This is a genomic window from Pelatocladus sp. (genome assembly GCF_059505505.1).
In genome coordinates, this window is sequence record NZ_JCACKS010000017.1 from 1 (window position 1) to 20,002 (window position 20,002).

Below are 20,002 nucleotides of genomic sequence, written 5' to 3' on the forward strand. Positions count from 1 at the left end.
GCACCCTAAGAGCTAGTCACATAAAGGCTTTGATAGTTGTCGGAGATGTCTACTGGAACTGGAACAGCATATTTATCGAATTTAATGCCAAAAAATTCTGCTCAAGTCGCTGCTTATGTCAGTCTAACTACAGCTGTGGGCTTCTCTAGCGGTGCTTTGTTCACAAATATATCCTTATGGTTCAATCGTTCATTGGTTCCATTTAGTTATCCAACTGTTTTTATTTTGCTTCTAGGGTGTATTGTTTTAGCAATTCGTCTATCTGAACAGCCCGTCACTCTCGAAAAACTAATTCGTCTACCTACTTTTCCATCAGGAACGATTTCAACTGGTTTGGCGATCGCACTTGCATGGTCATTGGCTGGAATTGTCAGTGTCATCCTACCAACACAATTGATGCAATACGGCTTGCCAAATTGGTCAGGGCTAATGTTATTTATTTTTGTGATTAGTGGTGTGTTATTCCAGCCATTGGCTCGTCGCCTTAATTCACGGCGATCGCTTCAACTCGGTTGTGTGCTACTGATTCTGGGGTATACAATCTTTACCTGTGGTGCTTGGCTGGGTGTACTGAATCTCGTTTTGATGGGTGTTGCGATCGCGGGTACAGCTTGTTACGGGTTTACTTATTTAGGCGGAATGGCAGAGGTTGTGCGTCTGAGTGGGTCACAATCAGCTAGAGCAATTTCTGGCTACTTTGTTTGTGCATACTTGGGGTTTGGTTTACCTGTAATTTTCATTGGCTTGTTTTCCGACCAATTTGGAATTCTCAATGCACTCGTTGGATTTGGCATAATTTTTATTACTGCGAATCTTATGCTTGGTGTACATCAAAGTTTAGCCTCACGCACCAATAGACTTTAATCTAACAACCAAGCAAACAAATCTTTGATAGTTAGGTGTAGCTCACTTGCAAAAGATGGTATAGAAAGAACTGCATCTAGCTCATCAAACACTTTTTTAGTTGTTTGTTATAGTTCTGAAAGAGTTTTGGAAAAAATCATGCGTTAGACTTGTTTAGCCTTATCCACTCCACTGACTTCACGAACAACAAATGACAAATGACCGAGAACAAATAACAGTTATTGGTTGCGGTAATCTTAACCGCAGTGATGATGGAGTAGGTGTCATAGTCGCTCAACACCTACAACAATATCTTGCTGAACATCCCCATCCTCATGTACAAGTTTACGATTGCGGTACTGCTGGGATGGAAGTGATGTTTAAAGCAAGAGGCTGTAAGCAGTTAATCATTATTGATGCAAGTGCAACAGGTTCCGAACCAGGTGCTGTGTTTAAAGTTCCTGGAAAAGAACTAGAGAGCCTACCAGAACCCAGTTATAATTTGCATGATTTTCGTTGGGATAATGCTTTAGTCGCAGGTAGAAAAATCTTTCAGAATGATTTTCCCCAAGAAATGATAGTTTATTTAATTGAAGCGGCAAATCTTGATTTTGGTTGGGAGTTGAGTCCTGCTGTTAAATATTCTGCTGACTTGGTTTTTGCAGAAATTAAAGCGATGATTTAGCAGGATGTTAGTAGTTAATGGTCGTTGCTTGGTTTTTAAGCAATCCCCAATCCCCGACTACGCCCGATCTCGATAAACTGCTAGCTCATCTACTCTCATTTCAAAAGGTAATCCCTGCTTTTTAGGCGGACAAACGCGAATTTTAGCGCTGCTAATAATGTCACCTAAAATTGCTGCCATTGGCACGATTTGTTGCAGAACACGCCAGTTAGTAATTTGGTCTGGACATTCAACAACTAAAGTTAAAGCGTTGGGGTGACTAAGAATGTACCAGCGACAACTAGATAATAGTTTTTGAATAGTGCGATCGCAAGCATTATAAAAATAACAACAAATAGAACTTTCTAGTTGTTGACGCAATATAATATCTGCTGAAGTTAACTGAATAGGGTGGGAATCATCCTTTGGTAAATATTCCTTGTTCATCTCCTTCTCTCTCAATTATTCTATATAATTTACACTCAAAATTACGAAATTACAGATAGATTTTCAGTTATGAAATCCTAAATATTGGTTACATAGCAACCTCCATTAATTACAACATAACTAATAGAAGTGAGAGGTTTGTTTTACTGACGTTAAAATTAAAAATTAATTTTAGGTTTATGTCTGGATAGTTCCAGCTAGATTTATGATAAACAGAAATTATTAAAAAAAAGAATCACTTGATACTATTATTTTGTCAAATATCAATTTTTAAGTTAATATCAAATTTATTTCTCAAGGATGTGAGAAAATTATTCTCAATTTATAACTTATAGATATGAACTACTAGCCTGTATATTCCTAGAATCTACACCTAAATAGCCGTGTCAGTAAAAGGCATTTTGCTTATAAAAATTGACTATTGATTTCTAAAAATAGTTTTGATAAAAGTTCTCAAATATAATTACACTGAAAACTCATTGATAAAGTGAATCTTAAATTATATAGGGTGCGTTACATTGCATTAACGCACCCTATATAATTTAATACTCGCCTTATTAACCTACACTTACTGGAAGGCGTCCATTAGAAAATAGTTGTCTTGCTGATTTTTCTGACTTTGGTGCGCCATAAAAACATGCTTCTGCTTCGAGTTCTTCTACAAAATCCCAAGCTTCTACAGCTTTTTTAGAATCCGCGCCGTAATTACTAGAAATTGAGCGAGCATTTGATATGGCTTTTTGGAGTTCTTTTTGCAAGAAAGCTAATTTGGGCTTTTCAAGGAAGTCACCCTTGGTAATAATATCAGTAACAGAAATGATGCCAAGTAATTCACCTTGAATAACGGGCGCACGCCAAACACCTGTATTAGCAAATAACCGTGCAACGTATTCCACATCAAGGTCAGGATTGACAACGATGCAAGGCTTACTCATAATTTCATAGACATGTACTTGTTTGGGGTCTTTTCCATAGGCAACCACCTTAGATACAATATCAGTCTCGGTAACAATCCCGTATGCATCTGCATCGTTACGAGGTTCTACAATCAACGCCCGTAATTCTTTGATCCTCATAAGTTTGACCGCTTCCGCCACAGTAGCCGAACCGCGAATAGTGGCTACATCTTGAGTCATAATATGCTTGGCTCTCATAATTTCTGCTCCTTTTCCTTGATGTAATGAAATCGATTCTGTAATTCTTTCCTAGCTGCGTGAGTGTTGAAGATACACGCCTGTTTTAAATCTAAATAATTAGGCTTAATTGCAATTCCTGAAAGTCACAGCTGTCAAAAGTGATTATGAATGGATTTTAGCCAATTTTTGTTCTCTAATTTCTAAATAAACTTGGCTATTTTTTAGATTAAGATTTACGCATTTACCCATTATCAATAACTAAAATACATCTTTAATAGTCTGAAATAGAGAATCTAGCCAAGATGTAGAAGATCATTAATTAGAGAATTAGATAATCACTTTTTACAGGGTTGTTTTGGTTGACAGGCAACAATTCATCCTACATTTATATCTTATATATCTCAGCAAATTAGGCAAGGGTTCAGTTATAAAACTTTGCAGTAATATTCATTAACAAAACGATTAAAAAAAAGTAAGTTTCTAATTACTATTATTATTAATATAGTAAATTATCACTTTTTACATAAAAAATATATTGAGATATGTGCAATTAAATCTCAATAATAAATTATGAAAATATTCTCATTATTAAAATCTGATAATATTGCCCACTTTATTATTAACAACTAGATTTACTAAGTAAACCAGGCTTGAAGGCATTTGACTTGTTGTCAATTATTTTAATTTCGTTCGTACAGACAGATTAGTACACCTGCGCGGACTACTAATAAAGAATAATTGTAGACAATTTTTAGTTTGTTTAGAATTATTTTTGTTGATACGAAGCTTGTTAGTACCATTATAAAAATAATTATTTAGTCTGTATATTAGGTTACTAAATAATTAAAAATTAATTTTTCTGAGAGACAATAACCCCGACTTATTAGAAAAGTCGGGGTTCTGAGTTATATTATTACTATGAATTTCAAAAAAATTATAGGTGCAGTAATCGACAATAAATTAGGTTTGCTATATTTATAAGCTAGTCGCAAAACAGAGTATATTCTTATATTTTATCTTGTATAATTTATAACCATATAAACATAAAAACAATCTAAAGAAATATATGTGTGTTCTGATTGGATGAGTAATATTATTGAGTCAAATAGGTCAAGATACAAAAAAATGAAAATAAGCGCTCGTAATACTCTGAAAGCTACTGTAAAAAAAGTTGTGCCAGGCTCTGTAAACACCGAAGTAATATTAGAATTAGCACCAGGTGTAGAAGTAACTGCAATTATTACAAAAGCTTCAGCAGATAACCTTCAACTTGCTGAAGGTAAAGAATCTTATGTTGTGGTGAAAGCAACAGATGTAATGGTTGCTGTTGATTAAAAAATAGTTCTTTGTTGTTGGTTAGTGGTTAGTTTTAACAACAAACAACTACCAACAATCAACAATATTCAGTTAATCAATCTCATGATTACTTGAGTGAAATGATGGGTAATTGGTAAACTATCAACTACCATAGCAGCACATAGCAGCATCATGTAAAGAATAGAGTAAAGAAAGAGCGATCGCGCAGATTGTTTATTCTCTGAGTCTTGCAAAAGCGTCCAGGCTTTTTTGATCAAGATAGCCCCCATCATAAAGGCTATACAGCCATAAATCGCACCCATTCTTTGCAGAGGATCTATCAATAAAAATGTTGCAGGGACAAGCAGTAAAGTATATACCCAAATCTGCCGAGCGGCGGTGATATTATCAGTAACTACAGGCAGCATTGGTACACCTACCTTGGCATAATCTTCACTAATCATCAAAGCTAACGCCCAAAAATGGGGAGGTGTCCACAAAAAGACGATCGCAAACAATAACCATGCTGTCCAACTCAGTGTACCTGTCACCGCAGCCCAACCTACCAACATCGGAATCGCCCCAGCAGCACCACCAATGACGATATTAAGTGAAGTGTGGCGTTTGAGTAAGTGGGTGTAGACGCCCACATAAAATAAAATTCCAGACATTGCTAACAAAGCGCTGAGTAAATTTACAAACACTGTCAGCAATGTGAAAGAAATACAAGCTAAAGCGATCGCAAATATTAAAGCATGAGTAGGCTGGACACGTCCAGAAGGTAAAGGACGATGACGCGTGCGTTCCATCTCATAGTCGATATCGCGATCATACACACAATTAAAAGTTTGAGCGCTAGCAGCAGCAAAAGTACCACCAGTCAGAGTTACTAACATTAATATCGGATTTAATTTTCCCTCAGATGCGATCGACATACTAGCACCTGTAGTAATCAATAGCAGAGGAATAATTCGCGGTTTTGTGAGTTGATAGTAACTCCGAACGACTTGTAAAAAGTTGTGATAGTAGTGCGTGACGGTATTCTCGGTCATTCGATTTTAGTTTAGATTTTAGATTTTGGATTTTGGTTTCATGTAATTATCGATTCAATATCCGAACGTAAATTTTACGAGCAAGTTCTTTATTTATTACTAATGTTTGTTGCTTTACTTTAATAACGACGTTAGGAAAATTTTGTTCTAATGTAAAGCATATTCCCGGAGTTATACCTAAAGATATCACTTGATTCAGAATCTTTTCGTCCTGAGTTTTACAAAACAAAATGATTCCTTGCTCTCCGATTTTTAGTAATTCTAGTGAAGAACCAGTGACACTAAAACTCTTAAACATTTAATACTTATTTTTGGTTGTTATTCAGGGCTATTTCATTCTAGATATAAAACACCCATAACTAAAGTTCACCGGCTAATACTTTAAGTCTGTTAAAACAGACTTAAATACCAATCAATATTCGGTTTTAACCGAGTTTTACTATTAGCATCAGAATTAATTATGAGGCGGAATAAATGAGAATTAAATAGCCCTGGTTGTGAATGGCTAGAGTGTACAATGATTAGTCGGTATAAAAAAAATCATTTGTAATTAATAACATCAACTAACAAATATTTATTTGTAAAATGAATATAAAGAACAAGAAAAGAGCTATAAAAATACGTTATCTTATAATTAAACAAAACATTTACAAAGTGATTTATATGAATTATTCACCTCACCAAATATTTTTTTGCTTAATAAAAAAGTCATAGCTTATGTTATAGCTATGACTCCGAGAATAGCTAAGTAAAGAAAAATACAGGGGAGAAAAAAATGAAATGTTTAGACAAGATAAGGTTCTTGATGGGTTTTAATTGTGCAATTAGAGCGAGGATAGGTAACACAAAGTAATGCAAATCCTTTGGACATTTGCTCATCATCTAAGAAAATTTGCTCAGACTGATCTACTTCACCTTCAACTACCTTACCAACGCAGCTAGAGCAAGAACCAGAGTGGCAAGAAAAAGGTAACTCAATACCATTTTCTTCTGCTCCTTCTAAGATAGTAGTTTCTTCGTCAACTTCAATTGTGGCGTCGAGGTCTTCTTTTTTGTTGATTAATCTTACTTGGTAGGTAGCCATTGTTGTGTTCTCCTCAAAAATAAATTTGTTGATATTTGTTTGTTGATAGTTGTTTGTTACTTGTTGCTTCCCAACAACAAATAACAAAGAACAAGCAACATTCATTAATTAGTTGCAAGGTACACCTGCTGATTGACAATCACTAGTTTTAAATGATTTGCCACAACCACAAGTTTCTGTTGCGTTGGGGTTGATAAACTTAAAGCCGCCTTCCATTACACCATCAATAAAATCGATGACAATTCCTTCTAGTAATGACGCACTTTCAGCATCAACGTAAAGAGTAACCTTCCCTTGCTGGATGACCAAATCGTCTGATTTTGGCTGGCTAGTGACATCCATTGCATATTCATAACCACTGCAACCACCATCTTTAACAGATATGCGGATACCTTTTGTGGCGCCATTGGCATCGGGAGCAGAACCTGCTAAAAATGTCCGTAGACGAAATTCTGCTTTCTCTGTCAAAGTAACAGTCATCAGACCTCCTGAATTTTAAAATTTTAATGACTAATGACTGTGGATTTAGATTGCAAGTATCTCCAAGGTGCATTATTTCCGCATACTGGACAGCAGCGATCGCGATAAGAACGACGTTTAGCAAATTCCATGCGGGTTAAATCCATTGTCAGTAGTTGCGATAACAAAGGTTGACTATAGCCAGTGATCAGCTTGATTGCTTCCAAAGCGGTCAAACAAGCAAGAGTTCCAGATACAGCACCTAAAACTGAAAACCCGCGTCTATCCCAGTCTGGTTTCTCTGGAAATAGACAAGATAAACAAGGCGTCACACCAGGAATAATCGTAGTTAGGTAAGCCTCCATCCCGTCCATCGCTGCTTCCACCATTGGTTTGCGCCAACGTACGCAAGCAGCATTGAGCAAATCACGCTCTGTAAAATTATGGGCGCAATCTATGGCCATATCAGCAGATTTCACCAAGGAATCAACATTTTCCTGACTGATATACTCATGAACCGCTTCCACCTGGATATCAGGATTGATAGCTTCGAGAGTTTCTTTGGCTTTGAAGACTCTTGGTTTACCAACCCAATCGTGCGTCATCAAAATCTGACGATTCATATCATCCAGTCGCAGATCACCACCCCGGACTAGGATTAGCCGCCCAACACCTGCTACTGCTAAGTAAAGCGCTGCTGTACCACCTAATCCTCCCACACCTGTCACCAGAACAGTTGCTGACTTGAGACGCTTCTGTGCTACTTCGCCAAAATTTGGGAGCATCATTTGGCGACTGTAACGTTCTAACTCGGTAGGCGTTAGGTCTATCACTTTTTACCTCCTAATCAGAAGTGATTTCTGTCAGCGTGACTACATTCTTAGGCTTCTGTTTAAATACTTTGAACAGCTTTTGTTCTTGAGGTGTGGATTCCAGAAAAACCTGATAAGCTTGTTGTAAAGCCTCACAATATTTATTTAATCTCTCTTCTGGACTTAGGTCGGTATAATTCTCATCAATTTCTTGAATAGATTGCGAGAATTTTTTCAAAATATGTAGACGATTTACACTTACAACTGTTTGGTCGTAAGATAGACCAAAAAATTCAAAATATTCTTCTGCTTGTGTAAGATTTTGAAATTTGTTCCAATCTTCACTCATTTGCTTTGCTCCATGATTTTAAGTTGTTGCTTCAGTTCATCTAGCTGACGATAAATTTCATAAGTCGCAGCCGCAACATCCATAAGTTTTTGGTAATCTGTTGGCAACCCTTCCGCCAAATCATGCAGATCCATTTTCATTTGACCTGCTTTACTATTGAGGCGCTTGATTTTAGTTTGTAATTCTTCAACCTTCATTTGGTGGTTGTTAATAGCTGGTGGTTAATAGTGATTCTTGACTATCGAAATTTACCCTTGATCATTGGCTAAATTACAATCTTCCAACTTCAGGAAAATTTTGAGCCAATTCAATACCTTTTTGTACTAGCTTTTCTCCTTCTTCTGCTACTTTTTCCAGCGATTCAAAACCAAAACGATGGGCATCTCTTACTGTTTTTACTGCCAACAAAAGACGACCAGAAAAAACTAGCGCCCAGCCAAAACCTTCGTGACTCAAATCAACTACAACTTGAGATAACAAACCAGTTTCTTGTTCAATACGGGCAGCTACAGCACGATAAAATGCCATAATCCTAGCAATTGTGACTGGATCGACCTCACCTTCAACAGATATTTCGCGTTTCTTTTGTTTGCTCACCACAAACGGTTTGAGGATTAATTCATCTGACCAATTGCGGAAAACACCGTAAGTATCTTGACCACGAATTTGTTGGACGATCACTTGCAAAAAAGGTGAATTTACAACTTGACTAGGCGCGGTTCCATTGACACTATTTGTTGCACTCATACAGTTGTTTCTTCTTCTAGTTCTAATTCATCAAAATTCAGATTATTTTGCTGCAAAGCTTTCCGTAACCAAGGTGGTGGACTACCCTTGAGAGTTTCGACTAATTTGTTGAGTGTATCAGCAATTTGATCTTGCTCTGAACGTGCTTTAATTGGAGTCACACCTGTTTTTAGTAATTTGGCAGCAGCACTACTACCAATTGCTGCAACATACACAATTGTGCATTCTTTTAATGCATTAAGTTTGGGGACGAGTTTATCCTCGTTACCATCTTCTTTGAGGTTTCCATTAAAGTTGATAGTTTCTACAAATTGATAACCATCTTTGGAAACTTCATAAACATCAATCATCTTTGCCCAACCAAAATGAGCATTGACATGAACTTGGTCGCTAGTTGTGAAAGCAATTTTCATTTGTTGCTTATTAGTTAATGATGAGAAACCAGTGAACAGTTAACAATTTGCTTTGATAACTGATAACTGATAACTGATAACTGATAATCCCTAATCCCCCTGAACATCTCTATCTCTAACTTTTGTTTCCTCTGCATGTAAAAAGAGATTACCGAGATCAAATAAGAGTTCCATTGTGCCTCGGTAGCCTATTTTGGTAAATTGACCATTACCTAAGCGATCAAAAATGGGGATACCTTGGCGATAGAGGGGAATTCCTAAACGTTTGGCGATCGCATTAGTATGAGAATTACCAATCAGCAAGTCAGAACCAGCAGCTAAATTTTCAAAGTCTTCAAAATCACCGATGGTGACACTGTCGATCGCGAGTTTTTCTAAAAGTGGCGATCGCGTTGTTGTGACAGCAGCTTGAATTTCTGCACCCATTGATTGCAGAAAATATACTGTTGACCACAGCAAATCTGGTTCTAGCGCCAAGGATACTTTTTTTCTACCAAAGTAAAAATGAGTATCTAACATCGCATCTTGGAGTTGGCGACGTTGACGACGATATTTTTCTGGAACTGCTGTTCCACTCAAATTCGCCAAAAACTGCATAAATCTGTCTACCGCTTCTAATCCAGTCAGTTCGGTAAACACCTCGGAAGGTGTGCCAAATTTCTGTTCTAAAATTTTGGCTGCACCCCGCATACTGTCACCCAGCGCTAGGGTATAAACAGAACTACCAATTTTACGTAGTTGTACTAGAGTTGTCCCACCCCCGGTAATCGGACTGTAGGAATCATCCAAGTGACCATCCAAAGAAGCCGAAAGGTCAGGGACTACAATTGGCATTAACCCAAAAGTACTGACAATTTCCTTGATTTGTTGCACATCCCCTGGCGTAAAGGCGGAACTCATCAAAATTGTCACCTGTTGCACCTTTGGTTCCCCCATTTGCGGAACCTCTTTGACGATACTTTCTACCGCCCCTGCAAATCCATCTTGCAGCGCGCCTTTGAAATCTGGTGAGGAGACAAGTACAATTGGCAATTCATCCAATTCCGGGTGACGTTTACGGAAATCCTTGAGAATCCCGTCCATGTCATCCCCTCTGGTTTCCGTTAGTCCAGTTGTACACAAACCAATAATTTCTGGCTGAGACTTCTGTACCAAAGTCAAAATTGCTTGTTCAACATTATCCTCACCACCCAAAATCGTACTAACTTCCGTCATCGCTGTGGTGGAAAGGGGTATAGCTTCTCGGAAATGCCGTACCAATATCACTTTCGCAAAAGCTGTACAACCTTGGGAACCGTGGAGTAAAGGTATCATCCCTTTCAAACCCAAAAATGCCAAGGCTGCGCCTAAAGTTTGGCTTTGCTTGAGAGGATTAACTATAACTGGCTTGTTAGGAGTGACTACTTTGGCCATTAGTAGTCCTCCTCTTCAAAAGATACAGAGATGGGTAGGTGGGTTGAGGACGAAAATTTACCTGTGTCTCCCTGTCCCCGTGTCTGCGAGTCGTCTTCCCAGGGTGCTGGTTTGCGGACTTGTTCCCACACAGGACTGTAGAGGGCTTCATCTAATTCCCTAGCCATTTCTACCATGCCGCTATAGCCTGCGTAGGCATGGTGACGTTCTTGGTTGATGTCGAGGAAAGGAATTCGGGCTTTGAGCGCGGTGTATTGGTTACGACCACCAGCAATTAACATCTCTGCGTTGGTTTCGTTAATCACCCGCAGAATTTCCTGGGGATTGCCTTTTTCTAAAGTAATGCCATCTTTGCCAAGTAATTGCTTGATGCGGGCTTTGTCTTCCTCAGTACTTTTTTTAGTACTGGTAGCAACTACTTCCATTCCCAGGTCTTTAGCGGCGGAGATAATTGACCAGCTTTTCACACCTCCGGTATAAAGGACAACGCGCTTGCCCTTGAGGCGAACGCGATAGGGAGCGAGTTTAACATTGAGGGCGGCGGTTTCTTCCGCAATTAATTTTTCTGTGCGTGCTTGTAAATCAGGATCGCCCAATTTCGCGGCAATATTTCGCAAACATCGATTGATATCTTCTACACCATAGAAAGATTCTTCGATGTAAGGGATACCGTAACGTTCCTCCATTTTCCGCCCCATGTTGATTAGAGCTTTGGAGCAAATCATCACGTTGAGTTTGGCACGGTGGGCGCTGCAAACTTCTTTGTAGCGAGCATCACCAGTAATTTTTGCTAAAACACGAATACCTAATTTTTTCAATAAAGGTAATACATTCCACATTTCACCAGCGATGTTATATTCGCCGATGAGGTTGATGTCGTAAGGTGTGGTGTATTCTGGTTCTTCAGTACCAACGACATATTCTAGTAAAGCTTCTCCACCGATGCGATTGCCAAGGTTTTTGCTACCAACAAATCCAGGTGAATTTACGGGAATTACAGGAATGCCGATTTTATTGGTAGCGGCTTTGCAGACTGCATCCATGTCCTCACCGATGAGAGCAGTAACACAAGTGGAGTAAACAAAAACTGCTTCGGGATTGTAGCGTTTATGAATGTCGAGGATGGCTTTATAAAGCTTTTTTTCACCACCAAAGATGACATCATTCTCACTCAAATCGGTGGTGAAGCCGAATTTGTAAAGTTGAGGGCCAGAAGAGAAGCTACCACGACTACCCCAGGAATTACCAGCGCAGGCGATCGGTCCGTGAACTAAATGAGCAACATCAGTAATGGGTACTAAAGCAATCATTGCACCGTCAAAGGCACAACCCCCTTGAGCGGCTCCCGGTTGAGCTTGTTGCGTGCAAGACTTATTTTTCTTTTCCCCATTTTTGTGATGATTATGTTCGCATCCTGGCTCAGAGAGCAGCTCGTTGATTTTGCCTTGGGTGATTATCATCTGTTTCCTCGCGCTGGATGAATTTTGTTAGTGAGTCAATTGTCCTACTCTACGAGAAGCCGCTTGCGCGTCTATGTCATTTGTCATTTGTATTTACTATTTATTTTTGTTATTTACTAATGACTAATGACCAATGACCGATAACTAATTAGTAATGGATAATGAGTATTAATAATGAGTAATTTGTAACGACTAGCAAATGTATTTCGAGACATCTTCTCCACATTCATCGCTGAGGTAAGATAATGCTCGAAAACGCAATCCTACAAAATTGTCATATAAAGGATTGAGTTTGCATAGCGCAGGAACATGGAAGATACGCCCAAACAAGTGAATATCTCGCTGAAAAGGACAGCAGCAAGGAATTATTTGGCAGATTAAGTGAGCGAGACGATAATTTTTGATTTGGATGGTATCTACTAACCGACGTAATGGATGTAGAAGAGCAAAGCCGCCAGATTTTTGATGATTAGGCGGGTGGTAATTAGGATGGGCATGAGTGTGATTTATCGATTCCATAATTCTATCGTGAGGAAAAAGTAAAAAGGAAAAAGTAAAAAGCTAAAAGAACATCTTTAAAGTTTTTACTTTTAACTTTTTACTTCATTGGCACGCCGCGAGTTGATGAGATTCTTAACGAATCAAGTCAAAGGAAATATCGGTTACACCAGTGATATTGGTATTGCGATCCATTTCATCGAGAATGGTATTGACAACCCAATTGAGGAGGTTGATACCACCTTGATAACCGATGGTTGAATAGCGGTGTAAGTGGTGGCGATCGAAGATCGGATAACCAATCCGTACCATTGGGATCTTGGTATCACGCCACAGGTACTTACCGTAGGAGTTACCAACAAAGAAGTCTACAGGTTCAGTGAACAGCAAACTACTAATGCGTTCTCTATCAGGTAATATAGTCTAAGACTTCTATGGTACGCTATATGGACGTTTGGGCTTACGCAAGGGTTTCGACGGATGAGCAAAATGAAGACGAAGGTGCTTTAATAAAACAAATGCGTCGGTTGCGTAGTGCTGGAGCAACACAAATATATTACGATGTTGAAAGTCGTACAAGTGATAAGCGTAAAGGGCTTCTGAAGTTGATTGAGGATATCAACGCATCTACACCAGGCAAAGTGTCCAAGCTGCTATTTATTCGGATTGACCGTTTAACATCCTCATCAATGACTTTTTATCGTTTGATGGATGCGTTGAAAAAGAAAGGTATACAACCATGTGCATTAGATGAGCCATTTGATATGTCGAGTATTGGTGGCGAGTTGACAATTGACGTTCGATTGGCGGCTAGTAAGTACGAAGTGAAGATGCTGGGGATGCGAGTCAAAAAAGAGCGAGATACGCGCAAAGCCAATAGAAAACCCCATTGGAATGCACCTTTGGGGTATATGGTTGAGAATGACAAGTACAAACGAGATGATCGTCCGTGTGTTTGTTTGATAGCAGAGAAGAGGGAGTTAACGCGATCGCAATTAATGCGATTTGTATTTGATACTTTCTTCGCAGTCGGTACGGTGTCCCAAACAGCCAGAATACTGCATGATACTTTGGGTATTCAAGCAAACGCCGTCCCAAAAGCCACTGATGCTAGGATTAACCTTCTCGATCAGGAAGAGGAAATCGTGCTAGAGAATATCAACAAATCTCGTAGCGGTGGATTAAATCTGCGTTATCCCCACACTGGCTTAAAGTGGTCAGTTTCTGGCTTGCGGTCTATTCTTGTAAATCCTGTCTACGCAGGAGGAACACTGTACAACACTGTAGTTCGTTCCAAAGGACACAGGAAACCATTCGATGAATGGGAAGTTGCATGGGGAACTCACGAGGATGAAGCGATTATCACCCGCGAGGAACACGAACGCATCAAATCAATGATTAGGGACAACCGTAAAAACCGATGGGCAACCGAGCAAAAATATACCAATCCATTTGCAAACTTAGTCAAGTGTGTCCATTGTGGTGCTGCTTACAGTCGCCAATGTAAGAAATTGGTTAAGAAAAAGAATTTTGTCAGACATCACTACCAATGTAGTTTTTATCGTACTGGGGCTTGTAGTAACGGAAAAATGATTTCTTCTGACGAACTGGAAGCACAAGTGATTAATCATTTAGTTCGTGAGGCTGAACGTTTAGCTGGGTTAGTAGAGAAAGAGGTGGAAAAAACAACAGAATCACTAGAAGTAAAAACACTTCGAGCATCTTTAAATACTCTCGAAGCACTGCCATCAAATCCAGCGATTGAGAAAGCTAAACAAGATATTTTGATGCAAATTGCTGATGCGATCGCTACAACAAACAATACGTCAAAACAATATTTAATTGCCAAAGAACGGATTGTTGTCGCATTTTCAAACCAGAGGTATTGGCAAGGGCTAGAACCACAGGATAAACAAGCTCTACTTAAAGGATGCGTAAAGAAAATAATGGTAAATGGCAACACAGTCACTGCGGTCGAATTGCTACATTTGCATTAAGCAACCCTAACTATTTTCAACAGTTTTTGGGTGGCTATTTTAGGCTACCCCTACAATCACACCAAGCACAGGAAAAAGCCACATGCATAATCGTAGGAGTGAAAATATTAATCAATGGTGTTTTCGTACTTAAAATTTCGGCGTTGCATAAATGCGGGATAGATAATATGCTCAGGGTAAATCCATCTCATACCTCACAAATCAAAAGAGTTTTCAGGTCTACTGAGAGGTTATTAAAGCCAAATGCTCTACCCTGCTTGCCTCACAAACAGTTGGTTGAAGGACAAAGTTAAATTCGGTTGTATAGAAAGGTTTATTTTGGTTGTGCGCGAACAATTCCTCTGGTCTTTCGTGCTTTTGCAACTTGACGATCGCCGACTTCACCGAGAAAGTTGTATCTGAATCAATATGAGCGTCTCCATCAATAAATATTTGCGTGATCAGTGAGGAGTAGCCTGCCGCACTCAACTGAAAGTGAATATGTGCAGCCCGCCAAGTGTGCCGTCCTAAAAGCCGTAGCACCTCGCCACACGGTCCGCTAGCTGGGATGTTGTATCCCTGTGGTACGACAGTTTCCAACTCATACTTACCATCTGCCTGAGTTCGGAAACAACCTCGAAAGTTACCTTGGGGCTGGGATGAATCTTGAATGTCGTAGAGTCCTTGGGAATTCGATTGCCAGACTTCAATGAGCGTATTAGGAATTGGTTGCCCGTTCACATCCAAGACGCATCCTGATAACAAAAGCGGATCACCTTCGTGATCTACTCCTAGGCAATTGCCCATTTGGCGTTCTGGTACATCTGGTATATACATAGGTCCTTCCAGATTGCTTTCTGTGGCTGTACCTCGCTCTGTATCGTGCAACAACTCCACTAGTTCGGAGATTCCTAGTAAATCTGTCAGCATATGGATCTCTCCGTTGGGAATCTCTTGGGTGTGATGACTCGCTCGATTCAGGAAACCACGCCCCATTTGCAACTCCTGCTCGGTGAGATTTACCTCCCGCACAAATGCGTGCAGATGTGTAACTAGACTTCTATAAATCTCGTAAAGTCGCGGGTGAGATTTGCCACCATCACCGTGATTAATTACTGCTTGAGTAATGTTGTCAAGAGTGATATTCTGCATAATTTAATTCCTGTTTTGATAATTTGTTCAGGGAATTGGCATGAGAAAATTTAGGAAGGCTGTTGTTCGGAAGGTGTTAATTTAGACGTTGCTACGTCAACAGGAGGCTGGAAAATAGTTATAATTGCTCGCACTGTAAATGCAACCATCGCCAATACTCCTAGTGAAAAGACAATATCTCCAGGAATACGTAGCCAAACTGTCCACTGCATCCAAGGGCTGCCAATCACTTGAGCGCTACGAGCATACCAAGTGCCATGATTTACCGAAGCCACCAATTGGTAAAAACCATTGGGAATCAAACCCAATACCAACATCATCACCAAGCCGCCATTAATTGACCAAAAAGCGAAGCGTAGCAGTTTTTCATTCCAAGCGCGTTCAGGTACAATCTCACGTAGGGCAAACAGCATTAATGCTAGTGCTAAAGAACCGTAAACTCCAAACAAAGCCGAGTGAGCGTGAATAGGAGTAGTGTTTAAACCCTGAGAGTAGTAGAGAATAATAGGTGGATTCACCAAGAATCCAAATATTCCAGCCCCTACTAAATTCCAGGCACAAGTAGCTAGAAAGAAGCGCAACGGCCAACGATAGAATCCGTCTGCTCCTTGAGACATCTTCAAAGTTTTCGCTACCTCAAATCCAATCAGAGTTAGAGGTACTACTTCCAAGGCTGATGTGACAGAACCTAATGCGGCAATAAACACTGGAGTTCCAGCAAAGTAAAGATGGTGGAGTGTACCAATTACGCCGCTACCGAGATACAAAATTGTAGTGAGATAAGTAGCACGCAAAGCTGAAGAGCGTTTTAAAAAGCCTAACTCACTGCACAGATAAGCGATCGCTACCGTGGCAAATACTTCAAAAAAGCCTTCCACCCACAGATGCACTACCCACCAACGCCAGTATTCAGCAACACTCAGGTGAGTGTGATTCGTATACATCAATCCGGCTGAGTAAAATAAGGGGATTGTAATTGCACTGTACAGGAAAAAGTGATTTAAACCTGTGCGATCGCCTTCACTTTTCAAAGCAGGTTTGAGGGCGCGGTACATCAACCACACCCAAAACACCATCCCACCAATTAGTAACAATTGCCAAACTCGCCCTAACTCCACATACTCATAGCCTTGATGTCCCCAAAGGAAACTGTGTTTTCCCAAAATTCCTTGCACCGCTGCCCAAGAACCAACTAAGGAACCTACAACTACGACGGTTAAAGCAATTAACAAAGCTGCACTACCAACCGCTTGATGTTTGGGTTCGCGCTTGCCAAAACGCGGGGCAAAGAACAAACCAGCTGCCAACCAGCAAGTCGCAATCCAAAACACAGCTAACTGCAAATGCCAGGTACGAGAAGCAGCATAAGGTAAAAATTTATTCAGAGGTATACCGTAAAAACCGTCACCTTCCACAGCGTAGTGAGCTGTCACCATACCCATGGTAATTTGTCCTAAAAATAGCGCCATCGCTACGCCAAAAAATAGTGAGGTCACTTTTTGGCTAGGGGTAGGGATACAAATAGCAGGGCGTGTTATTACTGGCTGCACTTCTTCTGCATCTTCTTGGAGCAGATACACCAATAAAAACAGACCAGTTGCCCCAATTAATACAATTACTGATACTATCGACCACACTAAAAATTGCGGTGGAGCTTGGTTGCCAATTAGGTCATCATGAGGCCAATTGGCTGTATAAGAAAATGGTGCATTGGGACGATTTGCAGCCGCCGCCCAAGCTGTCCAAGCAAAGAAAGCAGTCACATTGTGAATTTGGCTTGAGTCTTTAAACCAACCATCAGGAATTGAGTGAATTTTGGAACCATTAGCTAATAGTTGTTGATAGTGGGAGAAGACTTGCTGCAAACCTTGAGTTTGAGCAGTAGTGAGAATTAATTCGTCAGTTTTTGAGTCGTAGCGATTGGTTTTAAATTGTTCGCTCACTTTCGCTTGTAGACTAGCTCTGTCTGGCGCTCTCAAAGCTTCTAAGTCAGCTTGGGAAAAATTAGAATTGCCATTTGTTAAAACTCCAGCCGTCGCTAAACCCCAACGATGCAGAAAATCAGCCGTCCAATCTGGCGCTAGATAGCTACCATGTCCCCAAATACTACCAATGTGCTGTCCACCACGCGCTAAATATGTTTCTTGTCCAGCTTGAATTTCGGTTGCTTTCAGGATAATTTCTTGTTGTGGAGAACGAATAAATGTCGGAATAGGTGGGGCATTTTTCCAGATAGTTGCACCTGCTCCTAATAAAATGGTGAATGTGATCACACAAATTAATATTAACCAAGCAGGTAAGCTCAGTTGAAACTTACGAGTTTTGCGAAAATCTGGAATATTAGTGCCAAGAGAAGGACTAGTCATGGTAGTAAGTTCCTGTCTTTTGAAGAGATATGAACCCCAAACAAAAGTTAAAAGTTAAAAGGCAAAGGAAAAAACATAAAAGTGCTTTCAAGCCTCTAAATTTATTTATGGGGATGATCTTTTAACTTTTAACTAGTTGTGATTTGTTGTTTGTGCTAAAAATAGCTTTTTACTAACTTACTATTTTTGACAACTCCGCTTTAGGATGGGTCGCCCATTGTTATAAACTCTAAGGTAGGCAGTTTGGCTATTCCAGGGATCTTCTAGTTCATAATTTGTTTTGGCATTGTTGAAACTGTAAATCCAAGAATTGCCACTATTTTGCGAACTACCACTCGTAAGATATATGTTGCCATAGCGACTACGAGCGCTGTAGGAGTATTCCTGACGAGCATATTCATTCAAAGTAATAGTGTATTCATTACAGTAGTAAGTATCTTTCCAACCAACATGGGCTTGTGCTGTCTTAGGAACAAGTGCAGTTGTGGCGATCGCCATTCCCGCAGTCATTGAAATTACAAACTTTTTCATGATGTTTCTCCGTTTTATTTAATCCCATTAGATTTTTGTTGCAGCTAATATGATGTAGCCTAAGTCTTGCTGATATTGTTGAAACACTTGGTGCAGTGCTAATACTCGCGATCGCATTTGTGGTTTTGTGGCAATGTTCCAAATAATTTTGAGGGTGCTATTTATGTCTTCGTCTGCAATCAAAGATGGTAAATGTAACAGACGCATTGCCCCTATTTGGCTATTGTGAATGTGCAGACCTGCGGTTTGTAGAGTAGTTTTCCAGTCTTCTAGAGATAGAGGTGTGGCATTTACTCGGTTGACTGAAGACAGGACACGATGCAGTTCTATTTCATGGTTGCGTGCTAACAATTCATGGGAAAGGAATTGACCACCTGATTTAAGACGTTGGTATACTCCCTGCAAAATTTTGGCTTTGCCAATGGGGGATTGCATCGTCAGAATTGCTTCTGCTAATACATAGTCAAAATGCTGAGAAATTGTCTCTAGTGCAAAGACGTTACCAGGAAGAATTTGAACTTGACGCTCTAGTCGAGCTGATTGCACTCGTTGAGTTGCGATCGCAACTCGTTCGTAGTCCTGCTCAATGCCAATAACCTGAACTCCATAGCGTTTTGCTAAGGCGATCGCACTAGTACCTAAACCTGATGCTAATTCTAGAACTGTTTCACCTGGTTGAAAGTTTGCCCATTCTAAAAGTTTTTCTGTTGCTGATCGCCCACCAGGACGCAAAACTGTTTTACCAGCGTTAGCCAATACTTCATATCCAGGTGCTGTTTCAAAATCCAGTGTTTTTCTGATCATAATTATTTATTTCACCGAATTATTATTAGAAGTTGACCATTGACAAACTAATTTGTTGTTTACTTTTGACCACTGAGCAACCAATCTGATTCTCTCGGTATTTGGGGATGTCAAAGTTAATGATTCAAATGTAGAGCTAGACTTTTGAATAGTTACAGATTTCATAGTGAACCTTCCTTAATGGAATTACTTTTATGATGGATAATGATGATTTGAAATGTCTCAAAGCGATATTGAATTTAACTTTGATTCTTGTTTGCTCTCGTCTATATCTCTATTTATATAGGCTAAGTATCGTTGATTCTATGAGCTATCTCATACTTTGAGAATTGTTTGAAATTTCACCAAGAAGGCATTCTATTCAAAGGGAACTCTTAACTCTTAACAGGAAGTGTACCTAGCTTCACAAAAATCAAATACTAGTCTTATATATAACTTATTTATCGTATATACAGCGTATTGCAGGTTTATGAAGTACAGTAACAACAGTTTGTAAACCA

At 39.6% G+C, this 20,002-nt stretch carries 23 protein-coding genes; 4 read left to right on the forward strand and 19 right to left on the reverse strand.

Going from position 1 to position 20,002, the window contains the following annotated elements:
* Window positions 1-45: 45 nt before the first annotated feature.
* Together AC5JMK_RS01800 and AC5JMK_RS01805 are read left to right on the forward strand one after the other, a co-directional pair.
* Window positions 46-864, forward strand: a complete 819-nt coding sequence (locus tag AC5JMK_RS01800) for an MFS transporter (protein WP_495909243.1) — start codon at window positions 46-48, stop codon at window positions 862-864.
* Between the two features lie 190 nt (window positions 865-1,054).
* On the forward strand, window positions 1,055-1,528 hold the full coding sequence (locus AC5JMK_RS01805; protein WP_495909244.1) for a hydrogenase maturation protease: 474 nt from the start codon (window positions 1,055-1,057) through the stop codon (window positions 1,526-1,528).
* Window positions 1,529-1,585: 57 nt separating this feature from the next.
* Here the strand turns inward: AC5JMK_RS01805 and AC5JMK_RS01810 are convergent, their stop codons facing one another.
* Window positions 1,586-1,954 carry a hypothetical protein gene (locus AC5JMK_RS01810; protein ID WP_495909245.1) on the reverse strand — a complete coding sequence of 123 codons (369 nt, stop codon included), beginning with the start codon at window positions 1,952-1,954 and terminating at the stop codon, window positions 1,586-1,588.
* Between the two features lie 557 nt (window positions 1,955-2,511).
* A complete protein-coding gene (locus AC5JMK_RS01815) occupies window positions 2,512-3,108 on the reverse strand; it encodes a CBS domain-containing protein (RefSeq protein WP_495909246.1) in 597 nt (198 codons plus the stop codon).
* Window positions 3,109-4,215: 1,107 nt separating this feature from the next.
* Between AC5JMK_RS01815 and AC5JMK_RS01820 the strand changes: the two genes are divergently transcribed.
* Window positions 4,216-4,425, forward strand: a complete 210-nt coding sequence (locus AC5JMK_RS01820) for a TOBE domain-containing protein (RefSeq protein ID WP_096672889.1) — start codon at window positions 4,216-4,218, stop codon at window positions 4,423-4,425.
* A gap of 68 nt (window positions 4,426-4,493) precedes the next feature.
* Here AC5JMK_RS01820 and AC5JMK_RS01825 read toward each other — a convergent pair whose 3' ends face one another.
* From AC5JMK_RS01825 to AC5JMK_RS01885, 13 genes are all read right to left on the reverse strand, one after another.
* Window positions 4,494-5,438: a heme o synthase gene (locus tag AC5JMK_RS01825; protein ID WP_096672891.1), complete on the reverse strand. Its 945-nt coding sequence runs from the start codon at window positions 5,436-5,438 to the stop codon at window positions 4,494-4,496.
* Between the two features lie 46 nt (window positions 5,439-5,484).
* Window positions 5,485-5,736, reverse strand: a complete 252-nt coding sequence (locus AC5JMK_RS01830; RefSeq protein ID WP_495909247.1) for a FeoA family protein — start codon at window positions 5,734-5,736, stop codon at window positions 5,485-5,487.
* 486 nt (window positions 5,737-6,222) lie between these two features.
* Window positions 6,223-6,522, reverse strand: coding sequence for a 2Fe-2S iron-sulfur cluster-binding protein (locus AC5JMK_RS01835; protein ID WP_495909248.1), 300 nt, complete (start codon window positions 6,520-6,522; stop codon window positions 6,223-6,225).
* Between the two features lie 108 nt (window positions 6,523-6,630).
* Window positions 6,631-7,002 (reverse strand): HesB/IscA family protein, encoded by a 372-nt coding sequence (locus AC5JMK_RS01840; protein WP_017312649.1) that lies wholly within the window; start codon window positions 7,000-7,002, stop codon window positions 6,631-6,633.
* Window positions 7,003-7,025: 23 nt separating this feature from the next.
* Window positions 7,026-7,814, reverse strand: a complete 789-nt coding sequence (locus AC5JMK_RS01845; RefSeq protein ID WP_096672895.1) for a HesA/MoeB/ThiF family protein — start codon at window positions 7,812-7,814, stop codon at window positions 7,026-7,028.
* A gap of 10 nt (window positions 7,815-7,824) precedes the next feature.
* Window positions 7,825-8,142, reverse strand: a complete 318-nt coding sequence (nifW, locus tag AC5JMK_RS01850; protein WP_495909249.1) for a nitrogenase-stabilizing/protective protein NifW — start codon at window positions 8,140-8,142, stop codon at window positions 7,825-7,827.
* Complete coding sequence (locus AC5JMK_RS01855) at window positions 8,139-8,339, reverse strand: CCE_0567 family metalloprotein (protein WP_096672899.1); 201 nt, start codon at window positions 8,337-8,339, stop codon at window positions 8,139-8,141. Before AC5JMK_RS01855 ends, nifW begins: the two co-directional genes overlap by 4 nt.
* Before the next feature lie 73 nt (window positions 8,340-8,412).
* On the reverse strand, window positions 8,413-8,889 hold the full coding sequence (locus AC5JMK_RS01860) for a NifX-associated nitrogen fixation protein (RefSeq protein ID WP_495909250.1): 477 nt from the start codon (window positions 8,887-8,889) through the stop codon (window positions 8,413-8,415).
* Window positions 8,886-9,302, reverse strand: coding sequence for a nitrogen fixation protein NifX (gene nifX, locus AC5JMK_RS01865; RefSeq protein WP_495909251.1), 417 nt, complete (start codon window positions 9,300-9,302; stop codon window positions 8,886-8,888). The genes AC5JMK_RS01860 and nifX overlap by 4 nt, the downstream gene beginning before the upstream one ends.
* Window positions 9,303-9,392: 90 nt before the next feature.
* A complete protein-coding gene (nifN, locus tag AC5JMK_RS01870; RefSeq protein ID WP_096672905.1) occupies window positions 9,393-10,715 on the reverse strand; it encodes a nitrogenase iron-molybdenum cofactor biosynthesis protein NifN in 1,323 nt (440 codons plus the stop codon).
* Window positions 10,715-12,175 carry a nitrogenase iron-molybdenum cofactor biosynthesis protein NifE gene (nifE, locus tag AC5JMK_RS01875; protein ID WP_096672907.1) on the reverse strand — a complete coding sequence of 487 codons (1,461 nt, stop codon included), beginning with the start codon at window positions 12,173-12,175 and terminating at the stop codon, window positions 10,715-10,717. The genes nifN and nifE overlap by 1 nt, the downstream gene beginning before the upstream one ends.
* 192 nt (window positions 12,176-12,367) lie before the next feature.
* A complete protein-coding gene (locus tag AC5JMK_RS01880) occupies window positions 12,368-12,694 on the reverse strand; it encodes a Mo-dependent nitrogenase C-terminal domain-containing protein (RefSeq protein ID WP_096672909.1) in 327 nt (108 codons plus the stop codon).
* Between the two features lie 114 nt (window positions 12,695-12,808).
* The gene (locus tag AC5JMK_RS01885) at window positions 12,809-13,093 is read right to left on the reverse strand and encodes a nitrogenase component 1 (RefSeq protein ID WP_495909254.1); all 285 of its coding nucleotides are present in this window, start codon (window positions 13,091-13,093) and stop codon (window positions 12,809-12,811) included.
* Window positions 13,094-13,119: 26 nt separating this feature from the next.
* Here AC5JMK_RS01885 and xisF point away from each other — a divergent pair, with 26 nt between their 5' ends.
* Window positions 13,120-14,670, forward strand: coding sequence for a fdxN element excision recombinase XisF (xisF, locus tag AC5JMK_RS01890; RefSeq protein ID WP_495909255.1), 1,551 nt, complete (start codon window positions 13,120-13,122; stop codon window positions 14,668-14,670).
* A 219-nt stretch (window positions 14,671-14,889) separates the two neighbouring features.
* On the opposite strand, the gene AC5JMK_RS01895 is transcribed toward xisF, so the two are convergent.
* The 4 genes from AC5JMK_RS01895 to AC5JMK_RS01910 form a co-directional block, all read right to left on the reverse strand.
* Window positions 14,890-15,801 (reverse strand): dioxygenase family protein, encoded by a 912-nt coding sequence (locus AC5JMK_RS01895; RefSeq protein ID WP_495909252.1) that lies wholly within the window; start codon window positions 15,799-15,801, stop codon window positions 14,890-14,892.
* 50 nt (window positions 15,802-15,851) lie between these two features.
* The gene (locus tag AC5JMK_RS01900; protein WP_495909253.1) at window positions 15,852-18,167 is read right to left on the reverse strand and encodes a nitric-oxide reductase large subunit; all 2,316 of its coding nucleotides are present in this window, start codon (window positions 18,165-18,167) and stop codon (window positions 15,852-15,854) included.
* Window positions 18,168-18,347: 180 nt separating this feature from the next.
* Window positions 18,348-18,698, reverse strand: a complete 351-nt coding sequence (locus AC5JMK_RS01905) for a hypothetical protein (protein ID WP_096672915.1) — start codon at window positions 18,696-18,698, stop codon at window positions 18,348-18,350.
* A gap of 27 nt (window positions 18,699-18,725) precedes the next feature.
* Window positions 18,726-19,502, reverse strand: a complete 777-nt coding sequence (locus AC5JMK_RS01910) for an SAM-dependent methyltransferase (protein ID WP_096672917.1) — start codon at window positions 19,500-19,502, stop codon at window positions 18,726-18,728.
* Window positions 19,503-20,002: the final 500 nt, after the last annotated feature.

What these genes read in the sequence shown, in the direction of transcription:
- AC5JMK_RS01830 (WP_495909247.1), bottom strand. Translation starts at nt 5,736, where the DNA reads ATGTTTAAGAGTTTTAGTGTCACTGGTTCTTCACTAGAATTACTAAAA.
- AC5JMK_RS01835 (WP_495909248.1), bottom strand. Translation starts at nt 6,522, where the DNA reads ATGGCTACCTACCAAGTAAGATTAATCAACAAAAAAGAAGACCTCGAC.
- nifX (WP_495909251.1), bottom strand. Translation starts at nt 9,302, where the DNA reads ATGAAAATTGCTTTCACAACTAGCGACCAAGTTCATGTCAATGCTCAT.
- AC5JMK_RS01855 (WP_096672899.1), bottom strand. Translation starts at nt 8,339, where the DNA reads ATGAAGGTTGAAGAATTACAAACTAAAATCAAGCGCCTCAATAGTAAA.
- AC5JMK_RS01910 (WP_096672917.1), bottom strand. Translation starts at nt 19,502, where the DNA reads ATGATCAGAAAAACACTGGATTTTGAAACAGCACCTGGATATGAAGTA.
- nifE (WP_096672907.1), bottom strand. Translation starts at nt 12,175, where the DNA reads ATGATAATCACCCAAGGCAAAATCAACGAGCTGCTCTCTGAGCCAGGA.
- AC5JMK_RS01800 (WP_495909243.1), top strand. Translation starts at nt 46, where the DNA reads ATGTCTACTGGAACTGGAACAGCATATTTATCGAATTTAATGCCAAAA.
- AC5JMK_RS01900 (WP_495909253.1), bottom strand. Translation starts at nt 18,167, where the DNA reads ATGACTAGTCCTTCTCTTGGCACTAATATTCCAGATTTTCGCAAAACT.
- nifN (WP_096672905.1), bottom strand. Translation starts at nt 10,715, where the DNA reads ATGGCCAAAGTAGTCACTCCTAACAAGCCAGTTATAGTTAATCCTCTC.
- AC5JMK_RS01825 (WP_096672891.1), bottom strand. Translation starts at nt 5,438, where the DNA reads ATGACCGAGAATACCGTCACGCACTACTATCACAACTTTTTACAAGTC.
- AC5JMK_RS01840 (WP_017312649.1), bottom strand. Translation starts at nt 7,002, where the DNA reads ATGACTGTTACTTTGACAGAGAAAGCAGAATTTCGTCTACGGACATTT.
- AC5JMK_RS01820 (WP_096672889.1), top strand. Translation starts at nt 4,216, where the DNA reads ATGAAAATAAGCGCTCGTAATACTCTGAAAGCTACTGTAAAAAAAGTT.
- xisF (WP_495909255.1), top strand. Translation starts at nt 13,120, where the DNA reads ATGGACGTTTGGGCTTACGCAAGGGTTTCGACGGATGAGCAAAATGAA.
- AC5JMK_RS01860 (WP_495909250.1), bottom strand. Translation starts at nt 8,889, where the DNA reads ATGAGTGCAACAAATAGTGTCAATGGAACCGCGCCTAGTCAAGTTGTA.
- AC5JMK_RS01880 (WP_096672909.1), bottom strand. Translation starts at nt 12,694, where the DNA reads ATGGAATCGATAAATCACACTCATGCCCATCCTAATTACCACCCGCCT.
- AC5JMK_RS01905 (WP_096672915.1), bottom strand. Translation starts at nt 18,698, where the DNA reads ATGAAAAAGTTTGTAATTTCAATGACTGCGGGAATGGCGATCGCCACA.
- AC5JMK_RS01805 (WP_495909244.1), top strand. Translation starts at nt 1,055, where the DNA reads ATGACAAATGACCGAGAACAAATAACAGTTATTGGTTGCGGTAATCTT.
- AC5JMK_RS01815 (WP_495909246.1), bottom strand. Translation starts at nt 3,108, where the DNA reads ATGAGAGCCAAGCATATTATGACTCAAGATGTAGCCACTATTCGCGGT.
- AC5JMK_RS01810 (WP_495909245.1), bottom strand. Translation starts at nt 1,954, where the DNA reads ATGAACAAGGAATATTTACCAAAGGATGATTCCCACCCTATTCAGTTA.
- AC5JMK_RS01895 (WP_495909252.1), bottom strand. Translation starts at nt 15,801, where the DNA reads ATGCAGAATATCACTCTTGACAACATTACTCAAGCAGTAATTAATCAC.
- nifW (WP_495909249.1), bottom strand. Translation starts at nt 8,142, where the DNA reads ATGAGTGAAGATTGGAACAAATTTCAAAATCTTACACAAGCAGAAGAA.